The 23,916-nt window shown below is 41.8% G+C and carries 22 protein-coding genes; 9 read left to right on the top strand and 13 right to left on the bottom strand.

The genetic code is table 11. From position 1 onward, the window contains the following. Positions 1 to 18: 18 nt before the first annotated feature. Positions 19 to 828: an amino acid ABC transporter permease gene (locus OCU87_RS21855; RefSeq protein ID WP_261858480.1), complete on the bottom strand. Its 810-nt coding sequence runs from the start codon at positions 826 to 828 to the stop codon at positions 19 to 21. Between the two features lie 7 nt (positions 829 to 835). Then, complete coding sequence (locus tag OCU87_RS21850; RefSeq protein WP_062687634.1) at positions 836 to 1,573, bottom strand: amino acid ABC transporter ATP-binding protein; 738 nt, start codon at positions 1,571 to 1,573, stop codon at positions 836 to 838. A gap of 287 nt (positions 1,574 to 1,860) precedes the next feature. On the opposite strand from OCU87_RS21850, the gene aroG reads away from it, so the two are divergent. Then, on the top strand, positions 1,861 to 2,913 hold the full coding sequence (gene aroG / locus OCU87_RS21845) for a 3-deoxy-7-phosphoheptulonate synthase AroG (RefSeq protein WP_062687789.1): 1,053 nt from the start codon (positions 1,861 to 1,863) through the stop codon (positions 2,911 to 2,913). A 109-nt stretch (positions 2,914 to 3,022) separates the two neighbouring features. Here the strand turns inward: aroG and OCU87_RS21840 are convergent, their stop codons facing one another. From OCU87_RS21840 to OCU87_RS21830, 3 genes are all read right to left on the bottom strand, one after another. Further along, positions 3,023 to 3,553: a DUF4136 domain-containing protein gene (locus OCU87_RS21840; RefSeq protein ID WP_062687635.1), complete on the bottom strand. Its 531-nt coding sequence runs from the start codon at positions 3,551 to 3,553 to the stop codon at positions 3,023 to 3,025. 83 nt (positions 3,554 to 3,636) lie between these two features. After that, a complete protein-coding gene (locus tag OCU87_RS21835) occupies positions 3,637 to 3,834 on the bottom strand; it encodes a hypothetical protein (protein ID WP_062687636.1) in 198 nt (65 codons plus the stop codon). A 103-nt stretch (positions 3,835 to 3,937) separates the two neighbouring features. After that, a complete protein-coding gene (locus OCU87_RS21830; RefSeq protein ID WP_157072498.1) occupies positions 3,938 to 5,371 on the bottom strand; it encodes a hypothetical protein in 1,434 nt (477 codons plus the stop codon). A 261-nt stretch (positions 5,372 to 5,632) separates the two neighbouring features. Here OCU87_RS21830 and OCU87_RS21825 point away from each other — a divergent pair, with 261 nt between their 5' ends. From OCU87_RS21825 to OCU87_RS21805, 5 genes are all read left to right on the top strand, one after another. Beyond that, positions 5,633 to 6,457 carry a crotonase/enoyl-CoA hydratase family protein gene (locus OCU87_RS21825; protein WP_062687638.1) on the top strand — a complete coding sequence of 275 codons (825 nt, stop codon included), beginning with the start codon at positions 5,633 to 5,635 and terminating at the stop codon, positions 6,455 to 6,457. Between the two features lie 108 nt (positions 6,458 to 6,565). Then, positions 6,566 to 7,141 (top strand): rhomboid family intramembrane serine protease, encoded by a 576-nt coding sequence (locus tag OCU87_RS21820; RefSeq protein WP_062687639.1) that lies wholly within the window; start codon positions 6,566 to 6,568, stop codon positions 7,139 to 7,141. Position 7,142: 1 nt separating this feature from the next. Continuing rightward, positions 7,143 to 7,487 (top strand): DUF1840 domain-containing protein, encoded by a 345-nt coding sequence (locus OCU87_RS21815; RefSeq protein WP_261858479.1) that lies wholly within the window; start codon positions 7,143 to 7,145, stop codon positions 7,485 to 7,487. 178 nt (positions 7,488 to 7,665) lie between these two features. After that, the gene (locus OCU87_RS21810; protein WP_157072499.1) at positions 7,666 to 8,067 is read left to right on the top strand and encodes a hypothetical protein; all 402 of its coding nucleotides are present in this window, start codon (positions 7,666 to 7,668) and stop codon (positions 8,065 to 8,067) included. A 7-nt stretch (positions 8,068 to 8,074) separates the two neighbouring features. Further along, complete coding sequence (locus OCU87_RS21805) at positions 8,075 to 9,178, top strand: GGDEF domain-containing protein (protein WP_062687642.1); 1,104 nt, start codon at positions 8,075 to 8,077, stop codon at positions 9,176 to 9,178. Between the two features lie 113 nt (positions 9,179 to 9,291). Here OCU87_RS21805 and OCU87_RS21800 read toward each other — a convergent pair whose 3' ends face one another. After that, positions 9,292 to 9,717, bottom strand: coding sequence for a MarR family winged helix-turn-helix transcriptional regulator (locus OCU87_RS21800; RefSeq protein WP_261858478.1), 426 nt, complete (start codon positions 9,715 to 9,717; stop codon positions 9,292 to 9,294). Positions 9,718 to 9,817: 100 nt separating this feature from the next. Between OCU87_RS21800 and OCU87_RS21795 the strand changes: the two genes are divergently transcribed. Then, a complete protein-coding gene (locus OCU87_RS21795; protein ID WP_261858477.1) occupies positions 9,818 to 10,312 on the top strand; it encodes a DUF2798 domain-containing protein in 495 nt (164 codons plus the stop codon). 38 nt (positions 10,313 to 10,350) lie between these two features. Continuing rightward, complete coding sequence (locus OCU87_RS21790) at positions 10,351 to 10,662, top strand: DUF3861 domain-containing protein (RefSeq protein ID WP_261858476.1); 312 nt, start codon at positions 10,351 to 10,353, stop codon at positions 10,660 to 10,662. A 189-nt stretch (positions 10,663 to 10,851) separates the two neighbouring features. Here OCU87_RS21790 and OCU87_RS21785 read toward each other — a convergent pair whose 3' ends face one another. The 3 genes from OCU87_RS21785 to OCU87_RS21775 are packed head-to-tail and all read right to left on the bottom strand — an operon-like array spanning position 10,852 to position 13,440. Beyond that, positions 10,852 to 11,313, bottom strand: a complete 462-nt coding sequence (locus tag OCU87_RS21785; protein WP_261858475.1) for a MarR family winged helix-turn-helix transcriptional regulator — start codon at positions 11,311 to 11,313, stop codon at positions 10,852 to 10,854. Continuing rightward, positions 11,285 to 12,307, bottom strand: coding sequence for a DUF2955 domain-containing protein (locus OCU87_RS21780; RefSeq protein ID WP_261858474.1), 1,023 nt, complete (start codon positions 12,305 to 12,307; stop codon positions 11,285 to 11,287). The genes OCU87_RS21785 and OCU87_RS21780 overlap by 29 nt, the downstream gene beginning before the upstream one ends. 17 nt (positions 12,308 to 12,324) lie before the next feature. After that, positions 12,325 to 13,440, bottom strand: coding sequence for an HlyD family secretion protein (locus OCU87_RS21775; protein WP_261858473.1), 1,116 nt, complete (start codon positions 13,438 to 13,440; stop codon positions 12,325 to 12,327). 234 nt (positions 13,441 to 13,674) lie between these two features. Between OCU87_RS21775 and OCU87_RS21770 the strand changes: the two genes are divergently transcribed. After that, on the top strand, positions 13,675 to 14,385 hold the full coding sequence (locus OCU87_RS21770) for an SDR family oxidoreductase (RefSeq protein WP_261858472.1): 711 nt from the start codon (positions 13,675 to 13,677) through the stop codon (positions 14,383 to 14,385). A gap of 220 nt (positions 14,386 to 14,605) precedes the next feature. Here OCU87_RS21770 and pflB read toward each other — a convergent pair whose 3' ends face one another. The 4 genes from pflB to gcvP all read right to left on the bottom strand — a co-directional run bounded on the left by pflB (position 14,606) and on the right by gcvP (position 23,884). Next, the gene (pflB, locus tag OCU87_RS21765) at positions 14,606 to 16,903 is read right to left on the bottom strand and encodes a formate C-acetyltransferase (RefSeq protein ID WP_261858471.1); all 2,298 of its coding nucleotides are present in this window, start codon (positions 16,901 to 16,903) and stop codon (positions 14,606 to 14,608) included. A 436-nt stretch (positions 16,904 to 17,339) separates the two neighbouring features. Beyond that, positions 17,340 to 19,631 carry a bifunctional diguanylate cyclase/phosphodiesterase gene (locus OCU87_RS21760; RefSeq protein WP_261858470.1) on the bottom strand — a complete coding sequence of 764 codons (2,292 nt, stop codon included), beginning with the start codon at positions 19,629 to 19,631 and terminating at the stop codon, positions 17,340 to 17,342. A gap of 149 nt (positions 19,632 to 19,780) precedes the next feature. Further along, positions 19,781 to 20,686, bottom strand: a complete 906-nt coding sequence (locus tag OCU87_RS21755) for a hypothetical protein (protein WP_261858469.1) — start codon at positions 20,684 to 20,686, stop codon at positions 19,781 to 19,783. A 318-nt stretch (positions 20,687 to 21,004) separates the two neighbouring features. Then, entirely contained in the window at positions 21,005 to 23,884 is a 2,880-nt protein-coding gene (gcvP, locus tag OCU87_RS21750; protein ID WP_261858468.1) for an aminomethyl-transferring glycine dehydrogenase, read from the bottom strand. Positions 23,885 to 23,916: the final 32 nt, after the last annotated feature.

The raw sequence follows: 23,916 nt of genomic DNA, 5'->3' as shown, positions 1-23,916 counted from the left end.
ATTTAATGGTTCAAAAGTTTAGTGGCTAGGCACGTTAAGCTTATGTCCTAGCCATGCTGCAAAACCAGACAGCACTAAGGTGATACACAGGTAAACGGCTGCGACGGTAAACCAAACTTCAAAGGGCATCGCAGTATCGGCCACAATATTCCGTCCTTCTGTGGTTAAATCAAAAATAGCCATAACGCTGACAATAGAAGAATTTTTTACCAAGGAAACAGTTTCATTTGTGAGTGGGGGCAAAATTCGACGAATAACCTGCGGCAAAATGACAAAGCGATAACTGTCTGTGTTTGATAGCCCTAGGCTTTGGCTTGCTTCGAATTGACCACGAGAAAGGCTTGTTAAGCCAGCACGAAATATCTCTGCGGTATAAGCGCCCTGAAAAAGCGAAAGCGCTAATACTGCTGTTGTAAATCGCTCTAATCCTAGTACGGGTCCAAATACAAAGTAGAGTAAGTATATTTGTACTAGTAGTGGGGTATTTCGAATCAGTTCGATATAGGTACGTGCAATGCCGCGTCCGACAACTGAGTCTGAGAGCCTAAGTAGTGCTGTGGTTAAACCTATAACTAAGGTAAAGATAAGGCTAACGGCTGAAATCTTTAGAGTGACAAGTAAACCTTCCAGTAATTCAGCCGGAAACCATTCGCCATCTTCAACAAACCATAAGTATTGTGGAATACGATACCATTGCCAGCGATAATTCATCGCATCAGCACCGCTTTGTAGTAGCCAATAGATGGCAAGGCCAATGACCGCGATCTGTAATACGCCTGAGGCCACAGGCTTGAGAATACGCACAGTTGTTGCGAAATAAGTCTTCATTGGCGCGTTAATAACTCAGAATTTGTTCAAGAAATTGTTGGGTACGGGCATGCTGTGGCGCATCAAAAAGTTGTGCTGGTGGTGCGACTTCAACAATTTCGCCTTCGTCCATAAAAACAACGCGATCGGCAACTTGGCGTGCAAACCCCATTTCATGTGTGACACACACCATGGTGATCCCTTCATTGGCGAGTTCTTTCATAACGTCCAGCACTTCGCGGATCATTTCAGGGTCTAAAGCTGAGGTTGGTTCATCGAAAAGCAAAATATCAGGTTTCATACAAAGTGAGCGAGCAATAGCGACACGTTGTTGTTGGCCGCCTGAAAGCTGGGCTGGGTATTTATCGGCTTGATGACCTATATGAACACGCTCTAAATACTCTCTGGCGAGTGCGTTGGCATCTCGGGTGGAAAGCTTTAATACTCGCTTAGGTGCGAGAGTCAGATTTTCGAGCACAGTGAGATGAGGGAAAAGGTTAAAATGTTGGAAAACCATCCCAACTTTGCCGCGAATAGTTTGCAAGTGCTTTGAATCGAGTTTTTTCCCAGCAACGGTAATAAGGCCTGAATCATACTTTTCAAGGCCATTAATACACCTGATTAACGTTGATTTACCTGAGCCGGATGGTCCGCAAATAACTAAGCGCTCACCATGATTGATAGTCAAATCTATCGACTTGAGAGCATGAAAGTTGCCGTACCATTTATCTACTTGCTCGAAAGCAATTAATGCCTCTTTAGCCAAGCGATGTTCCTAATTTTTTTAGAGTTTGTTTATGTCATGTTATTGCTTTGATGGTGATATTTCAAAGATAGACGGCACATTTGGACGATAAAAATACAACTTAGGGCCAATTGATAAAAAACATCGTAAGTATGTAATGCAATAATCTGCTTTTTGTTAGAAATAAACTGTAATTTTCTTTCAATAAGCAATTGCACAATGCGGATGAAGGCGATAAGTTAAAACGACTGGATGAAAAAAGCAGCAAGAGAGCACTTGTTGAAGATGTTACACGGGAAGTTAAAATAATGCATAAAACAGATGATGTTCGCATCCGCGAAGTAAAAGAACTATTACCACCAGTTGCCGTCTTAGAGAAGTTTCCGGCTACCGAAACGGCGTCAGAAACGGTGTTTGAAGCCCGTAAAGCCATCCACAATATTCTGAATGACAACGATGACCGTTTACTGGTTATTGTTGGTCCCTGTTCTATTCACGATACCGAAGCGGCTATCGAATATGGCAAGAAACTCAAAACGCTGCGTGATGAATTGAAGGGTAACCTTGAAATTGTGATGCGTGTTTACTTCGAAAAACCACGTACCACTGTAGGTTGGAAAGGCCTTATTAACGACCCATACATGGATGGTAGCTTTAAGCTTAATGATGGTTTGCGCATTGGTCGTAAGCTACTGCTTGATCTGACTGACATGGGTATGCCAACGGCGGGTGAGTTCCTTGATATGATTACACCGCAATACATGGGTGATTTGATCAGTTGGGGCGCCATTGGTGCACGTACTACAGAATCGCAAGTGCACCGTGAATTGTCATCTGGCCTTTCATGTCCAGTCGGCTTTAAAAATGGTACTGATGGTAATATCAAAATTGCTACAGACGCGATTGGTTCAGCCAGTGCGCCACACCACTTTTTATCAGTAACCAAATATGGTCATTCTGCAATTGTTTCAACGGCTGGTAATGAAGATTGCCATATCATCCTTCGTGGTGGTAAAGAGCCTAACTACAGTGAAGCGGATGTGAATGCTGTTACTGAGCAGCTTGATAAAGCAGGTCACCGTCAAAAAGTCATGGTTGATTTCAGTCATGCGAATAGTCTGAAACAATTCAAGCGTCAACTTGTTGTTTCGGAAGATGTTGGTGGGCAAGTTGCTCAAGGTAACAAAGCTATCTTTGGTGTGATGATTGAAAGCCACCTAGTTGAAGGTCGTCAAGATTTGGCTGAAGGCGAGAAGGGCACTTATGGTCAAAGTATTACTGATGCATGCATTGGTTGGGAAGACACTGAAACGGTGTTACGTCAGTTAGCTGCCGATGTAGAAAAGCGTCGTAACGCATAATGCTTTAAAGTGGTATACCGTAAATTATAAACCCAGCATATTTTGCTGGGTTTTTTATATGGTATATGTAAGGTGAAAGTGAATACAAAAACACACAATAGCGCCAGTATTATTGTGGCGGGTAGTTCTTAAACATTTCACCAATTTGTTCGTCAATGAAAGCTTCTCTGTCATCTGGCGACATGGTTTCTTTCAACTTACGTTGTGAAACCGATCGCCAAACTACTTGGTTACTATTGGTTGCCACCATCTCCACAATCAGCTTACCGTATTTGTATTCTTTATATTGTGTTGGCGTGCTGACACCAATCCCTACGTTATTAAACCCATACCCAAAACCAAACGATGTTCCGCTAGATTGATAGTCGGATTGGCTTTGAATCGCATGACGAATAGTGACATCGGCAGCTTTATCTTTGCTTAATGTTAATCCATGGGTTTGTAATTCACGAGTGATAGCACTTTCCACACGAACAGCATCTAGTGATGTTGAGTCATCATCAGGCTGTACAGCAAACTGATATGTTTTGAATTGTGCGTAGTTAGTTTGCTTATCGTAATCTGTTGATACATCAGCAGTACAGGCAATAAGGCTACCCAGTAACGCACAACAAAATACGCAAGAAAGAACGTTATTCATGCTGGCACCTCGCTTTGAAACTAGAGACAAGGGATGTCATGTAGATACGTTATGAGTATAGCAATGGCTTAAATAAAGAGATGCTAGAGCATTTTCCAATTTTTACTGCAGCTATAACCGTCATTAAATTCGATGTATTGCGCTTCGAATAAACGTTGTTCATCGTTGTTCTTTGTACAATGTGGAAATTGACAGTAGATAGTATGATCACGATGTAAGCCGTTATCTAAAAAGGCATCCAAGATGGCTTGGGTGTCAGCGATTAAGACTTTTTGTTCCATGAAACTTTCCCATTATTAATCCATAAAATTGATACTAAGAAAGTATTGATTAGCCAATCCTTGGCTGTTGTCTCAATCGTAAGACTTTTAAGTCGTGTAGTCGTTAACTGAGAATGAAGGCTTGTAAACGTCGATCTAATTCTGTTACCAAGGAAACCCCTTCAATGTGATGAAAATCTGCGGTGTGTTCTGTCACAATCACGGGAAGGTCTTCGCGTGCGCGATTACATAAAATCATGTGCTGCTCGCTATGGTAGAAGTCGAAAATAATGCCGATTGCTTTTTCTCTTGAAGGAACATTGTAGTAACCACGGCCTGTTACTTGAAATGTTAAGGTGGCTGGGTAGTTACTTAGTGTTTTTTTAGCATACGCTGACGTGAATTGTTTGATGGCTGCCTGATCATTAATCAACTCTTTAAATCGGTCAATGGGTTGATATAACGAGTAGTTGTTCTCAGCGGCATATTGCTCGAAGTAATGAACGAAAGCATCACTGTTAGTATCAACTGTAAATTGCTCATCAACAAAATCATATGGGATATTCCGAGCATGTTCGTTTTTTAACTGAGCAAGGCGATACTCGTAGTCTTCCAGCAACTCATGGGTATTACCCTGCATTAATATACGCTTCTCGTTCAGCGCAATTTTAGTTTTTGCATGCAGGTGGCGAAGATTATGTGGAAAGAACTGTGTGTTGTAATTTGTATCAAAGAAGCCACTGAGTTTTGTCATAGACAGCCACAGCAGAGGGGCGTAATAGTCGATGAGTTGCTCAGCTTGAGGGTGAGACGTCGTTGATATTTCATCGAGTAACTCCTCTCTATTTACGTAGGTACAGCCCTCGTCGATGGTAGTGATTAATTCACGCATTTCATCAAAACGACTGCACATAGATCGAGGTTGTTGAACATAGCTAAAGCGTATGTCATAGGCCATTGGATGATCATCAGAATCTAGTTCTCGGAATGAAGCCTGAAAATCGTTTCTCAACCTAGCGAAATGACGAGACTCATCAGCGATAGCGCCAGAGAGTTTATCTAACCGTGTTTCGTATTCATGGATCGGTGTTTTTAGGATAGCTAAGGTATGCTCAAGGTCATTGAGTGTTGCCTGGTAGGCAATGAGATCAGCATCAATTTCCCGCTGCTTGACGTTAGCGAGAGCGTTGACTTTGGCAATGTTAGATGAGTATTGAGAGATAGCTTCATCAAGTGCAGCGATAAAAATTTTTGCTTCATGCAATTCACTGGCTTGAAAATGTACTCTAAGGCTATTCGCTTGTGCAATAAACTTTGGGTTTTTTAACCAATGTTGATCAGCAAGTGATGCGCTTAAGCGATGGATCTCTTGGATAAACTCGGGTATTGCCAACAAATCATTATGTTCGGTAATGACATAGCCGCGCGAGGAAGCGTTGAATTGGTTAATATTAGCCACATTAAGTGACTCTAAATCGAGCTTGTTGTCTCCCTGACATGCGACGAGGCTAAGTACCGTCGCTAAAATCCCTAATGGCCGTAAACATGTTTTGAGCATGACTATTACATTAGTTACATTAGAATTCAGCGCTGAGTTTACGCAGTTAGTTGCATTAAGCAAACGTTTTCTATGGCAATAATTCTAACTGTGCAAATAATCAACGTAAACGTAGCGCGTTTGTCGCATTTATGCCTTTTGTTGATTGCGGAAGAGCCAGCCTACAACTGTTTAAATATCAAACAGTGGTCAACCTCCATATCCTGCTTAAAGAATTGGTGCTAGTCTCTAATCTGGACAGACCAGATAAAGGGAATAGACATGACATGGAATAAGTTAGCCGTCGAAGAGGTAAATGGCATTGTCACAGTGACGCTAAATCGCCCCGATAAACTCAATGCGCTAGATATGGAGATGTTTCAAGAGCTTGATGCGGTGAGCCGCTCCTTGATTAAACGTCGCGATATTCGCGCCGTAATTGTGAAAGGGGCAAATGGGAATTTCAGCAGTGGGTTAGACATTAAGAGTGTTGCTACCTCTAAAGCTAAAGCGCTGAAGTTGCTTGCGAAGTGGTTGCCAGGAAATGCCAACTTAGCGCAGCGTGTTTCTCGAAATTGGCGAGCGATGCCAGTGCCTGTTATCGCAGTGCTTGAAGGGCGTTGCTATGGTGGTGGCTTACAAATTGCCCTTGGTGCAGATCTGCGTTTTGCTACTGAAACGACAGAGCTATCTATAATGGAAGTTCGATGGGGATTGGTGCCTGATATGGGCGGCTTACTGAGTTTACGTGAGATCGTCGGTCGTGATGTTGCCATGCAATTAACCATGACTGGCGACATAGTGTCGGGAAAGGCTGCGAAAGAATTAGGATTGATCACCGCTGTTCATGATAATCCCCTTGCTGCGGCACATGCATTTTGCCAACAAATATCTCAAGCCTCTCCAGATGCGATTGCTGCAATTAAACATTCGACTAACCGTAGTTGGTTAAGCAGTGAACGGATGTTGCTAGCACGTGAAACCCTTAGTCAAATCCGCTTACTATTAGGTAAAAATTTCTTTATTGCAGGTAAGCGACAGCGTCAGTCATTAGAGAGTGATGCCTCCAAACAATACGATTATCAAGAACGCCAATCTTTCTGGTAAAGAATCAACGCGCTATAGTGATAAGAACGGTTTATCTTTCTTATCACTTTTTGATGCAAAAAAAGAAAGGTAAATGCCTTTGTACTATCAGTGGTAGAGGAACCTTCTTTGAATCAGAAAGATAAAGATGCCATTAAGCTTATTGGCTTTGTATCCGCATTGTGTATTGTTGTTCATCTTGTAAATATTTTGCTCGGTGGTGCTTTGAATGATTATGGGCTTTTACCGCGGCATATCACCCATATCACAGGGCTGGTGGCGTATCCTTTTCTGCATGGTTCATGGTCTCACCTCATTAGTAATTTACTGTCATTTGCAGTATTAGCTTATCTTGTTGGTCGTTCGGGAAGTGCTCGATTAATTGCAGTATTTGTTATCAGTTGGGCTATCAGCAGTATAGGTGTATGGTTGTTTGGTCGTACTAGTTACCATATTGGCTTAAGTGGCATTGTGTATGGTCTGTGGGCGTATTTGCTCATGTATGCATTTATGTACCGTAGTATTAAGTCGATAGTGATTGGTGTGATTGTCATGTTTTTCTACGGTTCCATGGTGTGGGGATTCTTACCTGTTCATCAATGGATAAGTTTTGAAAGTCACTTATTCGGAGCGTTAGCTGGCGTACTTGCAGGCTATTGTTTTGCTAAGCGTGATAAAGCTAAAGAACTTGAAATGGGGAAATAGTATGTTGATAACATTTCACAGCAAAATAAGCGGTGATATCACCATGTTTGGCGATGTTGCGCAGAAATTACTACACTATATGGGGCTGTGTGAAAATGTACCAGGTGTGATTGAAGCGAAAGATATCCCTACTGCACTTCGTCATTTAGAGCAAAACATAGCGAAATTAAAGCAACAGGAATTGCAACAACAAGCGATTCAAGATGCTGATGATAAATTGAAATATGATCAAGATGATGACCTAGATCAGTCACCGCCAATCAGCCTTGCCATTCGGGCGATACCTCTTATCGAGATGCTGAAAGCGGCGCAAGATGCTGAGTGTCATGTTATGTGGGACGCATAGCGATTATGAGAGGACTGGTTTTTTATCTCTGTTTTTTTGAAACATTAGATGCATCATTGTTAGAATGGTAAAAGCTATCGCCAGAGAATGCATTTTGTCCAAGAATAAAGCTATAACTCTCATCCTTTTCGCTATATTGTCTTTTCCTCTGTCAGTTTTTGCCAGTGTGCTAAGTGTTGTGACGAATACATCGGATAATGTATCCGTGTATTCGATCGAAGATTTAGATCGTTTGGCCGATGATCAAATCGAGACCATGACGCCTTGGACCAAGCAAAAAGACTTATACGACGGTATTTATTTGAACCAACTGATCGCCGAGGCTGGCTATCAGGTTGGAGATATCCAAAGCATTAGGGTTTATGCCCTTAATGATTATGAAATCGAGATCCCACAGCAAACGCTAATCAGTAAAGCGTACTTCCTTGCATTCTATAAAAATGGGCGAAAAATGCCACTTCGCCAAAAAGGCCCATTGACGATTATCCTTGATTTTTCAGATGAAGAGAAAGGTAATAACCTGCTTGATATTACTTATGATCTTGTCTGGTTTGTCAATAAAATAGAAATCATCAAATAGGTAAAGTATGCGAAATCTGTTACTTGCGGTTCTTACTATTTCATTTCTGTATGTTTCATTTTCTGTATTCAAAGCCATACAAACAGCAGAGCAAGTAAAAGAAACGCAATTTATTGGCTATGTTGATGAAACAAGAGCATCTTACTGGGCATCGTGGCAATTTATTAAAGAAATTTACAAGGTTGAATCTGGGCTAAAAAGTGCGTTGGTTAGTCATAAAAAAAATCCAACGAACTTAGTCGGAGGTACAGATTTCATCTATGTTACGTATGACTTTTTGACCACGAGTCCGCATGTATTTAAGGCATTAAGAGAAAAAGCCAAAGCGGAGCTGGATGATGAGATTAATTACCTAGATGACGTGTATTTAGTTGCGCAAGAATCCGGTAATCCTGAGGATATTGCCGCGATATTCGATGCACTAGCTCGTATTCAGCGAGGGTATGAGCGAGTTGTTCATTATCAGCTAAAGGGGAGCCAATTTGATGAGTTTTTGAATGAACGCAGAGATGGCGACGAAAAAACAATACTGTTTAACTATATTGTCGCGATGGTATCTTTCTTCCTTTTTATTGTGCTTGCATTAACACTCTTTAATTTGAGAAAAACACGTCATATTTCGAGAACAGATGCACTTACTGGCTTAGTGAATAGGAAGTATTGTGAGGAATTGATAGAAAAGGGCATGAAGTCTAATAAGACATTGTGTTGCTTCTTTATGGACATGAATGGCTTTAAAAACGTAAATGATACGTTTGGACATAATGCTGGCGATCATTTATTGAAAATAGTATCAAAGCGTATAGCTAAAAATATCAAAAAAACAGACATCTGTTCCCGCATCGGTGGTGATGAGTTTCTTGTTGTGATCGACAATATTACTAAAGACACAGCGTCCAAGGTTGCCCAAAGAATTATTGATGAGGTACATAAGCCGATTGAAATTGATGGTGATATCGTAGAAGTAGGTCTGTCTATTGGTATCGCTTTTAGTAGTTGCACTATCTCGGATACAGATTCACTTGTGTCTGCCGCCGATACCGCTATGTACAGTGCAAAAGAAGCGAAACAAAACCACAATAGTGCATTTGTTCACTTCAATGAGGGCTAAGTTGACCAACCATGGAGCTGAGCATGCTGCAATAAGTAGCCGTAGAATTGGGTACTTACAAAAATAATTTGATAATCAATCCCTTTTATCTGCCTAATGTCTGCGGTTCCGCTTTACTTTGCTAGATTCCTAGCCATCTTTGACGCAATGCGATCGAACGTTTCAAGTTCCTCCTGCGATATATCTTTGCTCAGTAGCTCAAACATCTTCTTATCAATATTGGTTATCTGGTTGGTGATCTTGAGGCCGTCTGCGGTGATGCGTAAACATTGGCTTCTTTTGTCATCGGGATTTGGCTCTTTGACTATATAGCCCTGCTTTATCAATGTATTAAGCAGGCGAGTGACCTGTGCTTTATCTCTATTTAATAAATGGGCGATGTCGATAGCAGTACATCGATTTTTGATATTAATTATCTTCAAAACGCGCACATGCATTGGTGCGATATCTAATTCCATTTCTTCAATATGATCATGCATTTGACGTTTTAGTGAATGCGCTAAATGGAACAAGCTTTCTAATGATTTTCGGTCAGACACAGTAAACCTCTGCAATAATCTGGTTGACATTATCAACTATATTTATTTATAGTTGATATTATCAACTTAATTATTCTCTGTTTCAAGTCTGGAGATGCCTATGAATGCTGAAGCTGTTCTAACCACTACGTTGACAGATCAAACTAAACCCCCTGTTGTTTATAAAGTGCTTGTCGTATTCGCAATGATGACTTTGATGGGCGGTTCACTCACAGGCGTGATGACTTATATCAACCTTGGCTATACCAGTAGTTTTTTGAGTGATTGGTTAAGTGCCTTTCTGGTGACTGCTGTGACTGTCATGCCTGCTGGTGTTCTCGTGATGACACTGCTAACGAAAGCTGCTGAGAAGCTATTGCCAATGCTGGAAGAGAACAAACGTAACCTAGTGGTAGGTGTTGCGATGGCTTTGATCATGGAGTCTGCAATGGCGCTATCAACAGCACTGAATAATGTAGGTATGGCTACTAATAGTAGTGAGCTATTTACGGCATGGTTGAATGGGGTGTTGGCGGCTTTACCTATCGCACTCACATTGATGGTCACTGTCTCGATGACAATAAAGCCGAAAATTGAACGCTTTCTTAGAAGTTAATTAACTGAAAACTATTTTTAATATAAAAGGTACTGAATATGCTTTCTAAAATGAGAAAAGATAACGTATACCGCATTACGATTGAAGAAATCAGCGCTGATCAAGCAGCCGCTAAAACATTGCAATTTACCTATCAGGATAGGGAAGACGTGTTTAACGTTGTCGAAAAGTTAAAACACGGTAGTGGGCTAGATGAAAACGTAGCGACGAAAGTTGGCGTGGCATTACGTTTATTAGGCCCAGTAATGATGCAAAACCGTAAACATCCATTGTTTAGTGATTTTATGCCTCACTTTAAGCCATTTATGCATCATCTCAAAAGTACCGTTAAAGCGACGGTCAAGCAGTAAACAGACCTGTGGTGCGAGAAAACGTTAGCATGGTTGAGGATAAATCAATCAGGAAGGTGTTCTACCTTCCTTGTTTTTTAAATGGCTAGATTAAAGAGATAAACGTGATTATCCACTGTCTGCATTTTTCTATCCGTGCATCTCACTTTGAAAAATCCTATGATTATTAATCGATTAGCAATGATGGTGCTAATCGCTCCCCAAAATAATATTGTCTTGAATTAGCTTTTTGCATAAGGTTTGAAGTAATTGTTGTTCGTCGGCTGACAAGGGGGTGTAGTAATCAGTATTGACCTTTTGAATGCATACACTCGCCTGTTCTTTTGTCTTCGTCCCTTTTTCTGTTAAAGCTAAATAACGTGCTTTTTTGTTGGTTTCACTTTTTCGAGCTTCGACTAGGCCACGTTTAATACAATTATCGACCAGACGTTTAGTAACAGAGCGTTCTCGGTGTAACGTCTCTGCTAAGGTTTGTTGCGGTACTTCACCTAGATGCGCCAATACACGAAGCACACCTTGCATCTCTAGTGTGATATCGAAATCTGCAGCGAGCCTTTGATTAGCCAATGTGCGAAATTGTTTGTACGCGAGCCCCATAATAAACGAGGTATTGTTATCCAGATCAGGAATGGCTGTAATGTCTTTGGTCATCGCTATCTCGTGAAGATGTTAATTGATGAAGAATGAATAATATACCTAAAGTGACGGTGAGTTCCCATGCACGTAGGTAAGTACTTTCTAATCCTAGTGAAGTACTTGTCATATAGAGCTGTATCGGCAGCATAGTCGCCAATAAAGAGTCAGCATGAAGGTCTCGCGAGGCGCCTTGTGCTTGAGCCATAGCACTGGCAATCATAAACACTAATCCCCCTAAACCCAATGCATAATAACCAATGGTGTTTTGATGACCAGCCATTAGCAGCGAAAAGATTACTGCAATTGCACAGCCTCCAACTTGGGTGAGTAATCTTCGTCCAACGACTTGGCGAAAATGTTCTCGGGTAAACTGAGTTGCTGCGGCTATAACGGGCACCATGCAGAACGTGGCCGAGATTAAATCGACAATCATCAAAAATGCTAATCCACAACCTATTAAGCTTAAAGAAACAAATCGATTTTGATAGGTCACGGTTTGCGGACTCAAAGCCGGGGGTTTTCCATTTGGCACAAAAGGACGGTCAGTCTTTGGCAATAGGGCGATCATGAGTTTTGTAATCAAGATGGTGATGGCCATCGAAATTAGAATCTCATGAATCCGCATTGGCATATCGGCAGTGGTGTGCTGTGAAAACACAATGATCAAAATCCAGTTAAAGGTGGGCATCAGCATGCCACCGAGTTTTGCTGGGGTATCGGCACGACGACGCATTTGATCAAAGAAGATCAGGCTGATCGTCCAAATAATAAAAGGATGATCATGAAATAGTTCAGCAATGACAAGCGCACAAGAAGCTGCGATGAATGTTGGAAATAACATTTTGACCAAACCCTGCCATGAATAGTCTTTGCCTTTTGTCATCACAATTGTAGGGTACAAGGCCAAGTAAACAGGGGAATTAAAGTCGAGTAATTTTCCTGCCAACATGCATACAGTGATGGTCAAGGTAACTCTGAGAGCTTCATTTTTATCTATATTTTTTATCATATTGCCCCCTAGCTGCGCTAATAGATGTAGCGAAACAAAGAAACTAATTTGATCCAGCTATAGCCAATACTATCCATCACGCCACTTTGACCATTTTCTACCATTACGCTGGCACGAGAGCCTGCAATAAGCGCGGTGTTTGCGTCGTCAACATGAATACGAGTGCGAATTTTCTGCTGTTCACGGATCCAGCGGCTGTCATTTACTACGGTGGACAGTTGATTGGTTGGGTTTGATGCATCAAAAATGGCGCGATCTTGATTGATAATGGTTCCAGCAAATACTTGGCCGGGAAAAGCGTCAAATGATATCCACACCGGATTACCAGTTTGAAGATGGACAATGCCTTTTTCATTGAAATCGGCACTCAACCAGCTGGTGGCCTCATCGACAAGAAAGAGTGAGATAGCGCCAGCACTAATATAACTCCCCGTTTGTAACTGTAAATTACTCACTGTACCTGCTGTTTGCGCGATGACATCGGTACGTGCCAAGTCGAGTTTTGCTGATGCCAGTTTTGATTCAGCGACTGCGATTGCAGCGCTTTTTACTCGATACTTAATAGTATTCTTTTCAACCGTACCCGTTTTATTAGTTTGAGGCTCTGCGGTTGCATTACCAAAGAGTTCGGCTTTGATACGGAGAATGTCAGCGTGAGCCACTGCAATCGCACTTTTTGCAACATTGGCACTGGCATGGGCGTCATCAAAGTCTTGTTGAGTGATCAGCCCTTTATTTAGAAGCTTTTGATAACGAACAAGTTTGTTGTTGGTGTTATGCCATTCGACGTCGCGCTGTGATAGCACTTGCTCAGCGGATTGAAGCTCTTGCCATTTGGCTAAGTTAGCTTCCAGAGCTTGATGCAGTTCAGCCTCAGCTTGGTGTACTGCGAGAGTATAGCTGTGTGTATCTATACTAAAGAGGACATCACCAGCTTTAACATTTTGTCCATTCTGTACGTTTACATGGGTGATCACCCCTGATACTTGTGGGGCAATATTGGCAACATTTTTGTGCACTGTAGCCTGTGTTGTAAAAGGTGAAAAATTATCTGAACTGATCAAGAAAGCTGAAAAGCTGACTGTACAGGTTAGTACTGTGTAGATAGCGTATTTGTAAATTGTGTCTTTCATTTTTTTGTTACCCATACAACAAAACTCAAGTGTGGAGTGTAAGTTTATTTTGTTGTTGTAGCAACAAAATAAACAAAAGTAGACTCATGTTCAAAGCAGAGAGAGATGAGAGGGACCGTTATTGGATCATTTTTGCCTATAAGGCAAAGCTGTATTGTTTATTGGCGGGTTTTATTGCTTTTTGGCTAGCGATAGTATTTAACGCAACAAAACAGCATTGGATAAAAGACCAAGATGAATACACTTAAAACCGCAACTGTTGCCGCTTGTTTTTCCGTAACCGCTAAGAAAATTATCGATAAACTGATTAGCTCAGGGACACAGGTTGTCGCCTTTGGACGAAAAGGTGATGAAGTTCGTGCGAAGCAACTAGAGCTGCAATATCCAGGTATGCTAACTGTTCTGCTCGGTGATTTAACTAACGAGCAGGAAAGTCAGGCGTTGGTAGCGCAAGCATCACAAATACTGGGTCAGATTGAGGCGCATTATCACTGTTCTGGCATTTTCACATGGCGTTATTGGCAAGATGTTGAGATAGAAACAGTGAAGCAAATTTTTGATGCTAATTTTATGACAGCCTTAGTCTTTGGCCGTGAAATCTATAAAGCGATGGAAAAGCAGGGGGGAGGGGCAATGATGTTTGTATCTGCACGCGACACTATCCGGAATATTCCTGCTGGTTTTGGTCCTTATATGGCATCGAAAATGGCGCTAAATGGTTTAGTCGAAAGCCTTGCGGCTGAAGGTGCAGAACATAATATTCGTGTCAACGCGGTGCTTCCAACCATAGTCGATACCGAGGTTAACCGACAAGCAATGCCAGACGTGGATCCGACTACTTGGGTGAATCCGACAGAAATGGCTGAATTAATGATTGAGTTAACCCAGCCGAGTAAAACAAATTTGAGCGGTTCTCTTATAACCATAAACAGTAAAATGCATTAATCGTTACTTATCTTATTTTTTAATTTGGTACCCATCGTGAGGTTTGACTCTTTTTCATAAAAAAAATGTTTTAGCAGAAGGAAAAATGCTTGGCGATGGGAACTCATATTTTATTCTTGAACTTTGTTTAGTAGTAAAAAAGGCCTGCGAGGTGCAGGCCAAAATAGATAGGTGTAGTTATTAGCTCTAATTGTTATGTCTTGCTTAGTTACCCTATCACTTACATTTTTTCAGTAAATGTTCGAGTAATCACATCTTGTTGTTGCTCTTTAGTCAACGAGTTAAAACGCACTGCGTAACCAGACACTCGGATAGTGAGTTGAGGATATTTCTCTGGATGATCGACAGCATCCAATAGCATCTCACGGTTTAGTACGTTCACGTTAAGGTGTTGACCGCCTTCCACTTGTACGCCATTTACGCCCGCTTCATGATGGAAGTATCCGTCCATCAAGGCTGCAAGGTTTTGCTTCTGAGTATCCATATCTTTGCCTAGTGCATTTGGCACAATAGAGAAAGTGTATGAAATCCCATCTTTTGCAAACGCGAATGGCAGTTTAGATACGGATGTTAGTGATGCGACAGCACCGTTTTGATCGCGACCATGCATTGGATTTGCGCCTGGTCCAAAAGGCATTCCAGCACGACGACCATCAGGCGTGTTACCTGTTTTCTTACCGTAAACCACATTAGAGGTAATAGTAAGAATCGACTGTGTGGGTAGCGACTCACGGTAAGTTACCATGCTCTGAATCTTCTTCATGAAGCGTTCAACGAGATCACAAGCAATGTCATCAACACGTGCATCATTGTTACCAAATTGTGGGTAATCACCTTCAATAGTAAAGTCAACAGCGATACCGTTTTCATCACGAATGGGTGTTACTTTGGCAAATTTTATAGCGGATAATGAATCCGCCACAACCGATAAGCCAGCAATACCGCACGCCATAGTACGTCGGACATCGCGATCCATCAGTGCCATTAATGATGCTTCGTAGCTATAGCGGTCATGTGAGTAGTGAATAATGTTCAATGCCGTCACATATTGCGTTGCAAGCCAATTAAGCATTTGATCAAATTGAGGCATCAGACGATCAAAATCTAGTATATCGTCAGTGATAGCTGCGTGTTTTGGACCTACTTGTGTTTTTGATTTTTCATCAATACCACCATTGATGGTGTATAACAGCGCTTTTGCTAAGTTGGCACGTGCACCAAAGAATTGCATGTCTTTACCAACGATTTGAGGGCTAACACAACAAGCAATAGCGTAGTCATCGTTGTTAAAATCAGGGCGCATTAGATCATCGTTTTCATATTGAACTGATGATGTTTCGATAGACACTTTTGCCGCATATTTTTTGAAGTCTTCAGGGAGTTGCTCAGACCAAAGGATGGTCATATTAGGCTCTGGAGCTGCCCCCATATTGTCTAGTGTATGCAAGTAACGGAAGGTTGTTTTAGTTACTAGTGTTCTGCCATCAACACCCATGCCAGCCATCGCCTCGGTTGCCCAAATAGGATCGCCAGAGAACAATGAATCGTAGTCAGGCGTACGCAAGAAGCGCACCATACGTAACTTCATGATGAAGTGATCTACTAGTTCTTGTGCTTTTGACTCGTTGAGTGCACCGCTTGCAAGATCGCGCTCAATGTAGACATCAAGGAAAGTCGATGTACGACCAAGTGACATTGCCGCGCCGTTTTGCGATTTAACCGCAGCAAGATAGCCAAAGTACGTAAATTGGATCGCTTCTTGTGCTGAACTTGCAGGTGCTGACATATCGATACCATACATCATACCCATGGTACGGATGTCTTCAAGCGCATGAATTTGGTCTGCGATTTCTTCACGTAAACGAAGTGTTTTCTCGAGATCTTGGCCTTGCTCTAAGAAAGCTTGAGTCGATTTAAATTGTTCAATCTTGTCTGCTTTTAAGAAGTCTATGCCATAAAGTGCTAAGCGACGGTAGTCACCGATGATACGACCGCGACCGTACGCATCGGGAAGGCCAGTAATGATGCCTGATTTTCGGCAAGCAATAATGTCTTTAGTGTAAAGATCAAAACAGGCGGTGTTATGGGTTTTACGGTATTGCGTGAAAGTCTTTTCAATATTTGGATCAAGTTCGCGGCCATAAACTTCACAAGAGTTTTTCACCATGCGAATACCACCATTAGCAATAATGGCACGTTTCAAGGGCTTGTCTGTTTGTAAACCTACAATCGTTTCTAAGGCTTTATTTATGTAGCCTGCATCGTGAGAAATAATCGTTGATGGTAGATCAGTATCAAAGTCGATAGGTGCATGCGTGCGGCTTTCTTCTTGAATACCTTCTAAGACACTATTCCAAAGGGTTGTTGTCGCTAGTGTAGCATCTGCAAGGAAAGATTCATCACCTTCATAGGGGGTATAGTTTGTTTGGATGAAGTCTCGTGTATTGACTTCTGTTTGCCAATTACCCGCTGTAAAACCTTGCCATGCTTGAAGCATTTTGGTAGTTGGAATTGTCATTGCTAATACTCCAGATAGAGTTATTTAAATATATTGATAATATTTGAACAGCTTCAAGTTGCTCGTCAAAGCTGAAGTTAATACGTACAGTGATATCTTATTTTAATTAATATTAGCTATGTGTTTATATGCAAACTTAATAGCGAAAATGATTAAACATATTATTTAAAATAAAGCTGACTTATTACGATAAGAACGAATTAATATTTTCAGGAAGAAATATTTATAATAACTTCCAATATATTCGCCACCTTTTTGGTTGAGATAATCGTATGACAAATAAGGTCATGATTAAAATGAATGGTTTTCATCAATTAGATGCACAAAATGCATAAATATTAGTGGGCGGCCTTTAACTTGTTGATTTTATGTGCAATTTGGTGGTCGGTGCACGAGTGTTACATTAAGACATAGCGTGGAAATGCATTAGGCGTATTTATATCAGACTATGTTCGCATTCATTTCTTAATAATGCTGCAATACCATCAGGGCTTGTTGGCTCACAGAATAGATAGCCTTGTACTATATCGCACCCTAATCTTTTTAATATTTCAACTTGGCCTAGAGCCTCAATGCCTTCAGCGATAACAGAGCACCCAAGGTTGTGTGCCATTTCAATTATAGAACCCACTAATAGTTGTGTTTTATTGTCAGTTAATAAGTCATCTATGAAATATTTATCGATCTTAATACAATCAAGTTTAAGGTGCTTTAGCGATGCGAATGATGAATAGCCAGTACCAAAATCATCAATAGCTAATAGAACGCCAAGTTCTTTGAGTTCAGCAAAGACTGGGAGATTCTTATGCTCAGTTTGTGCGACAGTTTCGATAACTTCTAATTCTAGATTCGACGCTTGAATACCTGTATCTGTAATTGCTCGCTTAATTAAAGGAATAAAGTCAGGATCTAAAAAGTGATTAGGAGAAATATTTATGGCGACTCGCATTGAGCCAAGCCCTTGTAATTGCCAATTCACTGCTTGGGTGCATGCCGTTTTAAGTACTAACTCCGTTAAGGGTTGAATCATACCTATACGTTCAGCTGTTGAAATAAAGTCAATTGGTGATACTTGCCCCAGCTCTGGATGATACCAGCGTGATAAGGCCTCTACGCCAACACAAAGACCTGTACGTAACTCAATCTGTGGCTGATACGCGAGTGAGAGGCTTTGGTTCTCAATAGCCTCACGAAGGTATTGCTCTACTTTTAGTCTATATTCGGCCTGTTTTGTTAATGCTTTACTGTAAAAGGCATATTGGTTTTTACCGTGATCTTTAGCAGTGTAAAGGGCGGTATCTGCGGCTTTGAGTAAGCTTTGCGAATCGGTACCATCTTGCGGGTAAAATGCGATACCAATACTGCTTGTTTGTGTATGTTTGCGTCCTGATAAATAGCAGGGCGTTGAGACTGCATTGAGATAGCGGGTTGCTATTTCTGAAGCCAATACGGTGTCACTCGCTTCTTTTGCGACAATACAGAATTCATCGCCACCTAAACGGGCAATAAAGTGACTTGATAAGCACACCGACTCCAGTTGCGTAGCAATGGTTTGAAGGTGAAGATCGCCAATATCATGGCCAAGACTATCATTAATGTCTTTGAAGTTATCAAGATCAAGATAAAGCAGGCTAAAGCGCTGATTATTTGCTGCAGAGTGCGAGATAAAGGCGTCGAGATCGATATATAAGCTTGCTCGACTAGCGAAGCCAGTAAGCGGATCTTTGAAAGCAAGTTCTTGGATGCGTTTTTGGTTGTGATCTCGATCCATCAGAATACCAGCCAGCATGGCGGCAGACGTTAGGTCGTCAGACTCTTCTTGAGTTGGCAAAGCGGGGTGGTTGTAGTACATACCAAATGCGCCCAACACCTTACCAGTTGAGCTTTTGATTGGTTCAGACCAGCAACTGCGCATACCAAAGGGGAGCGCAACATGCTTGATGTCAGCCCATTTAGGGTCTGTATTAATATCTTCAACCAGTACGCGAAGCCCAGTATAAGTTGAGGTGCCGCAAGAGCCGATATTAGGACCATTCTTAAGACCGTGAACAGCATCGCAATACGCCTTTGGTAGGCTAGGTGCGCCACCATGCAGTAATGTATCGCCATCAAGTTCTAGCATAGAGCAGCGTAAACCTTGGTGGCGGCTTTCATACATTAAGGCAATCTCGGTATAAACGCTCACTGTACTTGCACCTTTTGCGATCATTTCAAGGATCTTAGCTGTCCAAGTGTTCAAGCTCTCTGCTTTTTTCTGTGCGGTTATATCAACCAGAAACCCCATAAGATGGCTGGGGGGGCTATGGGCAGAATTAGACAAAGTGAAGGCACTGCCTCGTACCCATACAAAATGCCCTTGTCTATGACGTAAACGAAGCTCAACTTCAAAACAACCAGACCGATTTGTAATGTATTGCTCGGCTTTTTCTACTAATGCAGCCCACTCTTCAGGCGAGGTTAGCGATTCCAATGTACTCAGATGGTTTTCAAGCTCTTCTTCTTGATAGCCCAGCATCGCCTTCCATTGCGGTGAAAAGTAAACCTCATCAGTATCTATATTCCAATCCCATACCTCAGGGTTAGCATTGCGCATCGCTCGAATAAACTGCGTGTTATTCTGCATCAGCTGTTCAGGGCAGTCTGTCTGCATAAGAATAGGCTGATCCTGCGAAGGTAACTGCGCGTATGCCTGCTCTACTGATTCTTCACTTGAGGTATTTAATTTCATTGGAATTATATGGTCACCGACGTCGTGACATAATTTTACTGAAATACCTCAAAATGAACAATGTTTTAGTCAGGATTTTGACGTTTCCTACACAATTAAACAGAATGCTAGATGGTATGTTGGTAATGAAGATGATGAGAAAGAGTGTGTTATTCATCTTCGGTGAATACATCATGCGTCATTTCTAGGGTTTCTTTGTTAATGGTAACGCGGTTAAGCGGGGTGCCTAATTTTCTGGATTTTTGGTATAGGTTTACGCTAGACTCATCATCTTCTGATTCATAGTATTCAACGTCATAACCCACCTTTTCATTAATTAAGTTAATTACTTCATCCATCTTTTCATGGTCATAGAGATATAAGTTAACACTTGATGTCATTTCATACACATATATGTATTCGTTATTACACCTTGATACTTGTTCTTTTATTACTAATTCAAGTTCATTCTCCTTATTTATTTTTTGAATGTATAAAATTGAGTCATATGGAGCTATTTGATAGTATGGTTCTCGCTTCATATTTATTAATGAAAAGCTAGCTAATGCGAACCCACCTGCACCAATAAAAATTAATGGACTAAAGGCGATTGCCAAAATAATACAAGTGATAGAGCCTACCCAGCCTGTAATACGTGCAATTTTATAATGAATTTCTGGTTCGTTCTTATACCTTTTAACTGCGATGCAATTATCATTAAAACGATAGTGAAATATAAATCCGCTGAATGTAGACCATGTAGCGTATGCCATAATCGACGAACATACGATTGAGGTGAAGTACATCCAATCAAGTGACGGTATCATATTACCCCCTCCTTCTTTAAAAAATCCAAAAAGGAAGTACATCATTATAAACATGCCTATTGCTAGATACTCGCGAACATAGCTAGAAGGGCCAAGATAGGTAGCATCCCAATTGAGGTTGTTATTTGAGGATGCAACCTCGTTAAATTGTGAATCGAATAATTCATCAATTGCATCAACTGTAGGGTTAGTTTTTACTGTTTCTATAAATTCATCAGTGAGTTGATAGCTTAAAAAATTTGGCTTCATTTGATATCGTGCTTTATGGGTTTATTTGCGAATCATCGCTTTAATTTACTGTTTGGTATAATTAAATAAATTTCTACTATGCTAGTGTGTGCTGTGGTTGTTTTCATCCGTTTTCTTAGACAACAGGGCAGACAACAATAAAATAGTTGTAACGATGTAATTGATAATTCTATTAAGTGGGTTTATTGGGGGGGTGACTGATAAAGATTGAAGGTAATATTGATGATGGTGATATCAAAAAGAAAAAGGCGAATCATACGATTCGCCTTTTATTGTTGAGTTTAGTTAATGTCTAAGGTTTAACCTTAATATTGACTATTAATCCTCAATATAACTCTCGATACTTGGGCAAGAGCAAATTAGGTTACGGTCACCAAATACGTTATCAACACGGTTTACTGTCGGCCAGTATTTCGCATCTTTGGTTTGTGCTGATGGGTAACAAGCCACTTCACGGCTGTATGGGTGTGCCCATTCTTGCTCTAGCAGATCCACTTGGGTATGCGGTGCATTCACCAGTGGGTTATCTTCTAGTGGCCATTCGCCTTCTTGTACACGGGCAATTTCTTGACGGATGGCTATCATCGCATCACAGAAGCGATCAAGTTCCGCTAAATCTTCTGATTCAGTTGGCTCAATCATCAATGTACCCGCGACAGGGAACGACATGGTTGGCGCGTGGAAGCCAAAGTCCATCAGGCGTTTCGCCACATCTTCTTCAGAAATACCAGACGCTTCTTTGATTGGGCGAATATCGATAATACATTCGTGCGCAATACGGCCTTCAGTACCACGGTACAGAACAGGGTAGTGTGGGCGTAGACGCTCCATCACGTAGTTTGCGTTAAGGATAGCCAGCTTAGTGGCTTCTGTTAGTCCTTGTTCACCCATCATTGCAATGTATGCGTAAGAAATTGGCAGGATGGATGCAGAGCCCATGTTTGCCGCAGAAACTGCATATTGCTGCTGATCATTTTCTGCATGCTCAATGTGACCCGGAATGAAAGGTGCTAGGTGAGATTTCACACCAATAGGACCCATACCAGGGCCGCCGCCCCCGTGAGGAATACAGAAGGTTTTGTGTAGGTTAAGGTGCGATACATCTGAACCGATAAAGCCAGGATTCGTTAGACCAACCTGTGCATTCATGTTCGCGCCATCAAGGTAAACCTGACCACCCGCTTCGTGCACTAGTTCACACACTTCACGTACTGCTTCTTCGTACACGCCGTGCGTAGAAGGGTAGGTGATCATGATACAAGATAGGTTTTCGCGGTGTTTTTCGATCTTCGCTTTTAAGTCTTCAACATCGATGTTGCCTTGCTCATCACAGCCTACAACAACAATTTTCATTGAAACCATCGCCGCAGACGCTGGGTTAGTACCGTGTGCTGAGCTTGGGATTAAACAGATATTACGGTGGCTATCACCATTGGCTTGGTGGTAACGCTGAATCGCGATAAGACCTGCGTACTCACCTTGTGCGCCAGAGTTAGGCTGTAGCGAGAATGCATCGTAGCCTGTTACTTCACATAGCATTTTAGACAGGTTAGTCGCTAGTTCATCGTAACCTTTGGTTTGGTCGGCTGGTGCGAATGGGTGTAGTGCACCAAACTCAGGCCAAGTCACAGGGATCATTTCAGCGGCAGCGTTTAGCTTCATGGTACAGCTGCCTAGCGGGATCATACCGTGTGTTAGCGAGTAGTCTTTGTTTTCTAGCTTTTTCATGTAACGCATCATTTGCGTTTCACTGTGGTAGCTATTAAAAACAGGGTGCGTTAAGTATTCGCTGGTACGACGACAGCTTTCAGGAATAGCAGCATATTCGTCAGCTGCAATATCAGCCGTGAACATAGATGCTTTTAATGCATTGCCCGTCAAAATGTGAAGCAGTTCTTCAACATCTGCCACCTTGGTGGTTTCATCAAGGCTAATACCTAGCTGAGCATCGGCTTTACGAAGGTTAATGCCTGCATCGAGTGCTTTTTGGTAAAGCTCTGCGGTTTTCTTACCTGTGTTTAGCGTTAGGGTATCGAAGAAGCTTTCGTGTGCGAGTTCGATGCCTGAATTACGTAAACCAGCAGCAAGAATTGCCGTTAAGTGGTGTACTCGACGGCCGATTTTACGTAGGCCTTCTGGTCCATGGTAAAGGGCATAGAAAGCCGCCATGTTAGCCAGTAGTGCCTGCGCAGTACAAATGTTTGATGTCGCTTTTTCACGGCGGATATGCTGCTCACGGGTTTGCATCGCCATACGCAGTGATTGGTTACCTTTAGCATCTTTTGATACGCCAATAACACGGCCAGGCATAGTACGCTTGTGCTTATCTTTAGTCGACATAAAGCCAGCGTGTGGGCCGCCAAAGCCCATAGGTACACCAAAACGTTGCGCACTACCTACGACTACATCTGCGCCCATTTCACCAGGCGCTTTCAAAATGGTAAGGGACAGTAAATCAGCAGCTACAGTGACGAGTGTTTTCTTCGCGTGTGCTTTTTCAATGATGTCGGTAAGATCTGTGATTTCACCTGTTGTGCCTGGGTATTGCAGTAGGGCACCAAATACATCGTGGTTATCAAGTTCTTCTGGGTTGCCTGTGATAATTTCAAAGCCAATGAATTCAGCACGGGTACGAACAACGTCGACGGTTTGTGGGTGAATGTCATTTGAGACAAAGAAGGCTTGGCTTTTGTTTTTACCTGCACGCTGACAAAGGGTCATGGCTTCAGCGGCTGCGGTTGCTTCATCAAGTAACGAAGCATTGGCGAGTTCCATGCCTGTTAAGTCCATGATCATTTGTTGATAGTTCAACAGTGATTCAAGACGACCTTGAGAGATCTCTGGTTGGTAAGGTGTGTAAGCAGTATACCAACCTGGGTTTTCAAGCACATTACGCAGAATAACGTTTGGCGTAAGTGTATTGTAATAACCCTGACCGATAAAACTCCTGTTGATGATGTTTTTACTTGCGATTTTTTTCAGTGAAGCAAGCATGTCTGCTTCGCTTTGTGGCAAGTCAAGCTGCATTGGCTCTGGTAAACGAATGTCAGCAGGGACAGTTTGTTCGATCAGCTTTTCAACACTTTCGACGCCAATGGTTTCAAGCATGATTTTTTGTTGTGCTGAATCTGGGCCATTGTGACGACCAGCAAAATCGTTGTCATCACTGAGGGCATGTAGCAGAGTCATATCGGTCATGGTTCTTTCCTGAACAGTTGCTACCAGTACCG

It is taken from the genome of Photobacterium sanguinicancri, assembly GCF_024346675.1.
Lineage (GTDB): Bacteria > Pseudomonadota > Gammaproteobacteria > Enterobacterales > Vibrionaceae > Photobacterium > Photobacterium sanguinicancri.
The sequence above is the reverse complement of the archived record's forward strand: the minus strand, read 5'-3'. Positions and strand labels throughout refer to the sequence as shown.

Bases quoted from the DNA above. Each gene is read 5' to 3' on its own strand.
- OCU87_RS21840 (WP_062687635.1), bottom strand. From the start codon at position 3,553: ATGAATAACGTTCTTTCTTGCGTATTTTGTTGTGCGTTACTGGGTAGC.
- OCU87_RS21835 (WP_062687636.1), bottom strand. From the start codon at position 3,834: ATGGAACAAAAAGTCTTAATCGCTGACACCCAAGCCATCTTGGATGCC.
- OCU87_RS21795 (WP_261858477.1), top strand. From the start codon at position 9,818: ATGAATGCTGAAGCTGTTCTAACCACTACGTTGACAGATCAAACTAAA.
- OCU87_RS21785 (WP_261858475.1), bottom strand. From the start codon at position 11,313: ATGACCAAAGACATTACAGCCATTCCTGATCTGGATAACAATACCTCG.
- OCU87_RS21760 (WP_261858470.1), bottom strand. From the start codon at position 19,631: ATGAAATTAAATACCTCAAGTGAAGAATCAGTAGAGCAGGCATACGCG.
- OCU87_RS21790 (WP_261858476.1), top strand. From the start codon at position 10,351: ATGCTTTCTAAAATGAGAAAAGATAACGTATACCGCATTACGATTGAA.
- OCU87_RS21775 (WP_261858473.1), bottom strand. From the start codon at position 13,440: ATGAAAGACACAATTTACAAATACGCTATCTACACAGTACTAACCTGT.
- OCU87_RS21780 (WP_261858474.1), bottom strand. From the start codon at position 12,307: ATGATAAAAAATATAGATAAAAATGAAGCTCTCAGAGTTACCTTGACC.
- OCU87_RS21815 (WP_261858479.1), top strand. From the start codon at position 7,143: ATGTTGATAACATTTCACAGCAAAATAAGCGGTGATATCACCATGTTT.
- OCU87_RS21825 (WP_062687638.1), top strand. From the start codon at position 5,633: ATGACATGGAATAAGTTAGCCGTCGAAGAGGTAAATGGCATTGTCACA.
- OCU87_RS21830 (WP_157072498.1), bottom strand. From the start codon at position 5,371: ATGCTCAAAACATGTTTACGGCCATTAGGGATTTTAGCGACGGTACTT.
- OCU87_RS21805 (WP_062687642.1), top strand. From the start codon at position 8,075: ATGCGAAATCTGTTACTTGCGGTTCTTACTATTTCATTTCTGTATGTT.
- pflB (WP_261858471.1), bottom strand. From the start codon at position 16,903: ATGACAATTCCAACTACCAAAATGCTTCAAGCATGGCAAGGTTTTACA.
- OCU87_RS21755 (WP_261858469.1), bottom strand. From the start codon at position 20,686: ATGAAGCCAAATTTTTTAAGCTATCAACTCACTGATGAATTTATAGAA.
- OCU87_RS21855 (WP_261858480.1), bottom strand. From the start codon at position 828: ATGAAGACTTATTTCGCAACAACTGTGCGTATTCTCAAGCCTGTGGCC.
- gcvP (WP_261858468.1), bottom strand. From the start codon at position 23,884: ATGACCGATATGACTCTGCTACATGCCCTCAGTGATGACAACGATTTT.
- aroG (WP_062687789.1), top strand. From the start codon at position 1,861: ATGCATAAAACAGATGATGTTCGCATCCGCGAAGTAAAAGAACTATTA.
- OCU87_RS21770 (WP_261858472.1), top strand. From the start codon at position 13,675: ATGAATACACTTAAAACCGCAACTGTTGCCGCTTGTTTTTCCGTAACC.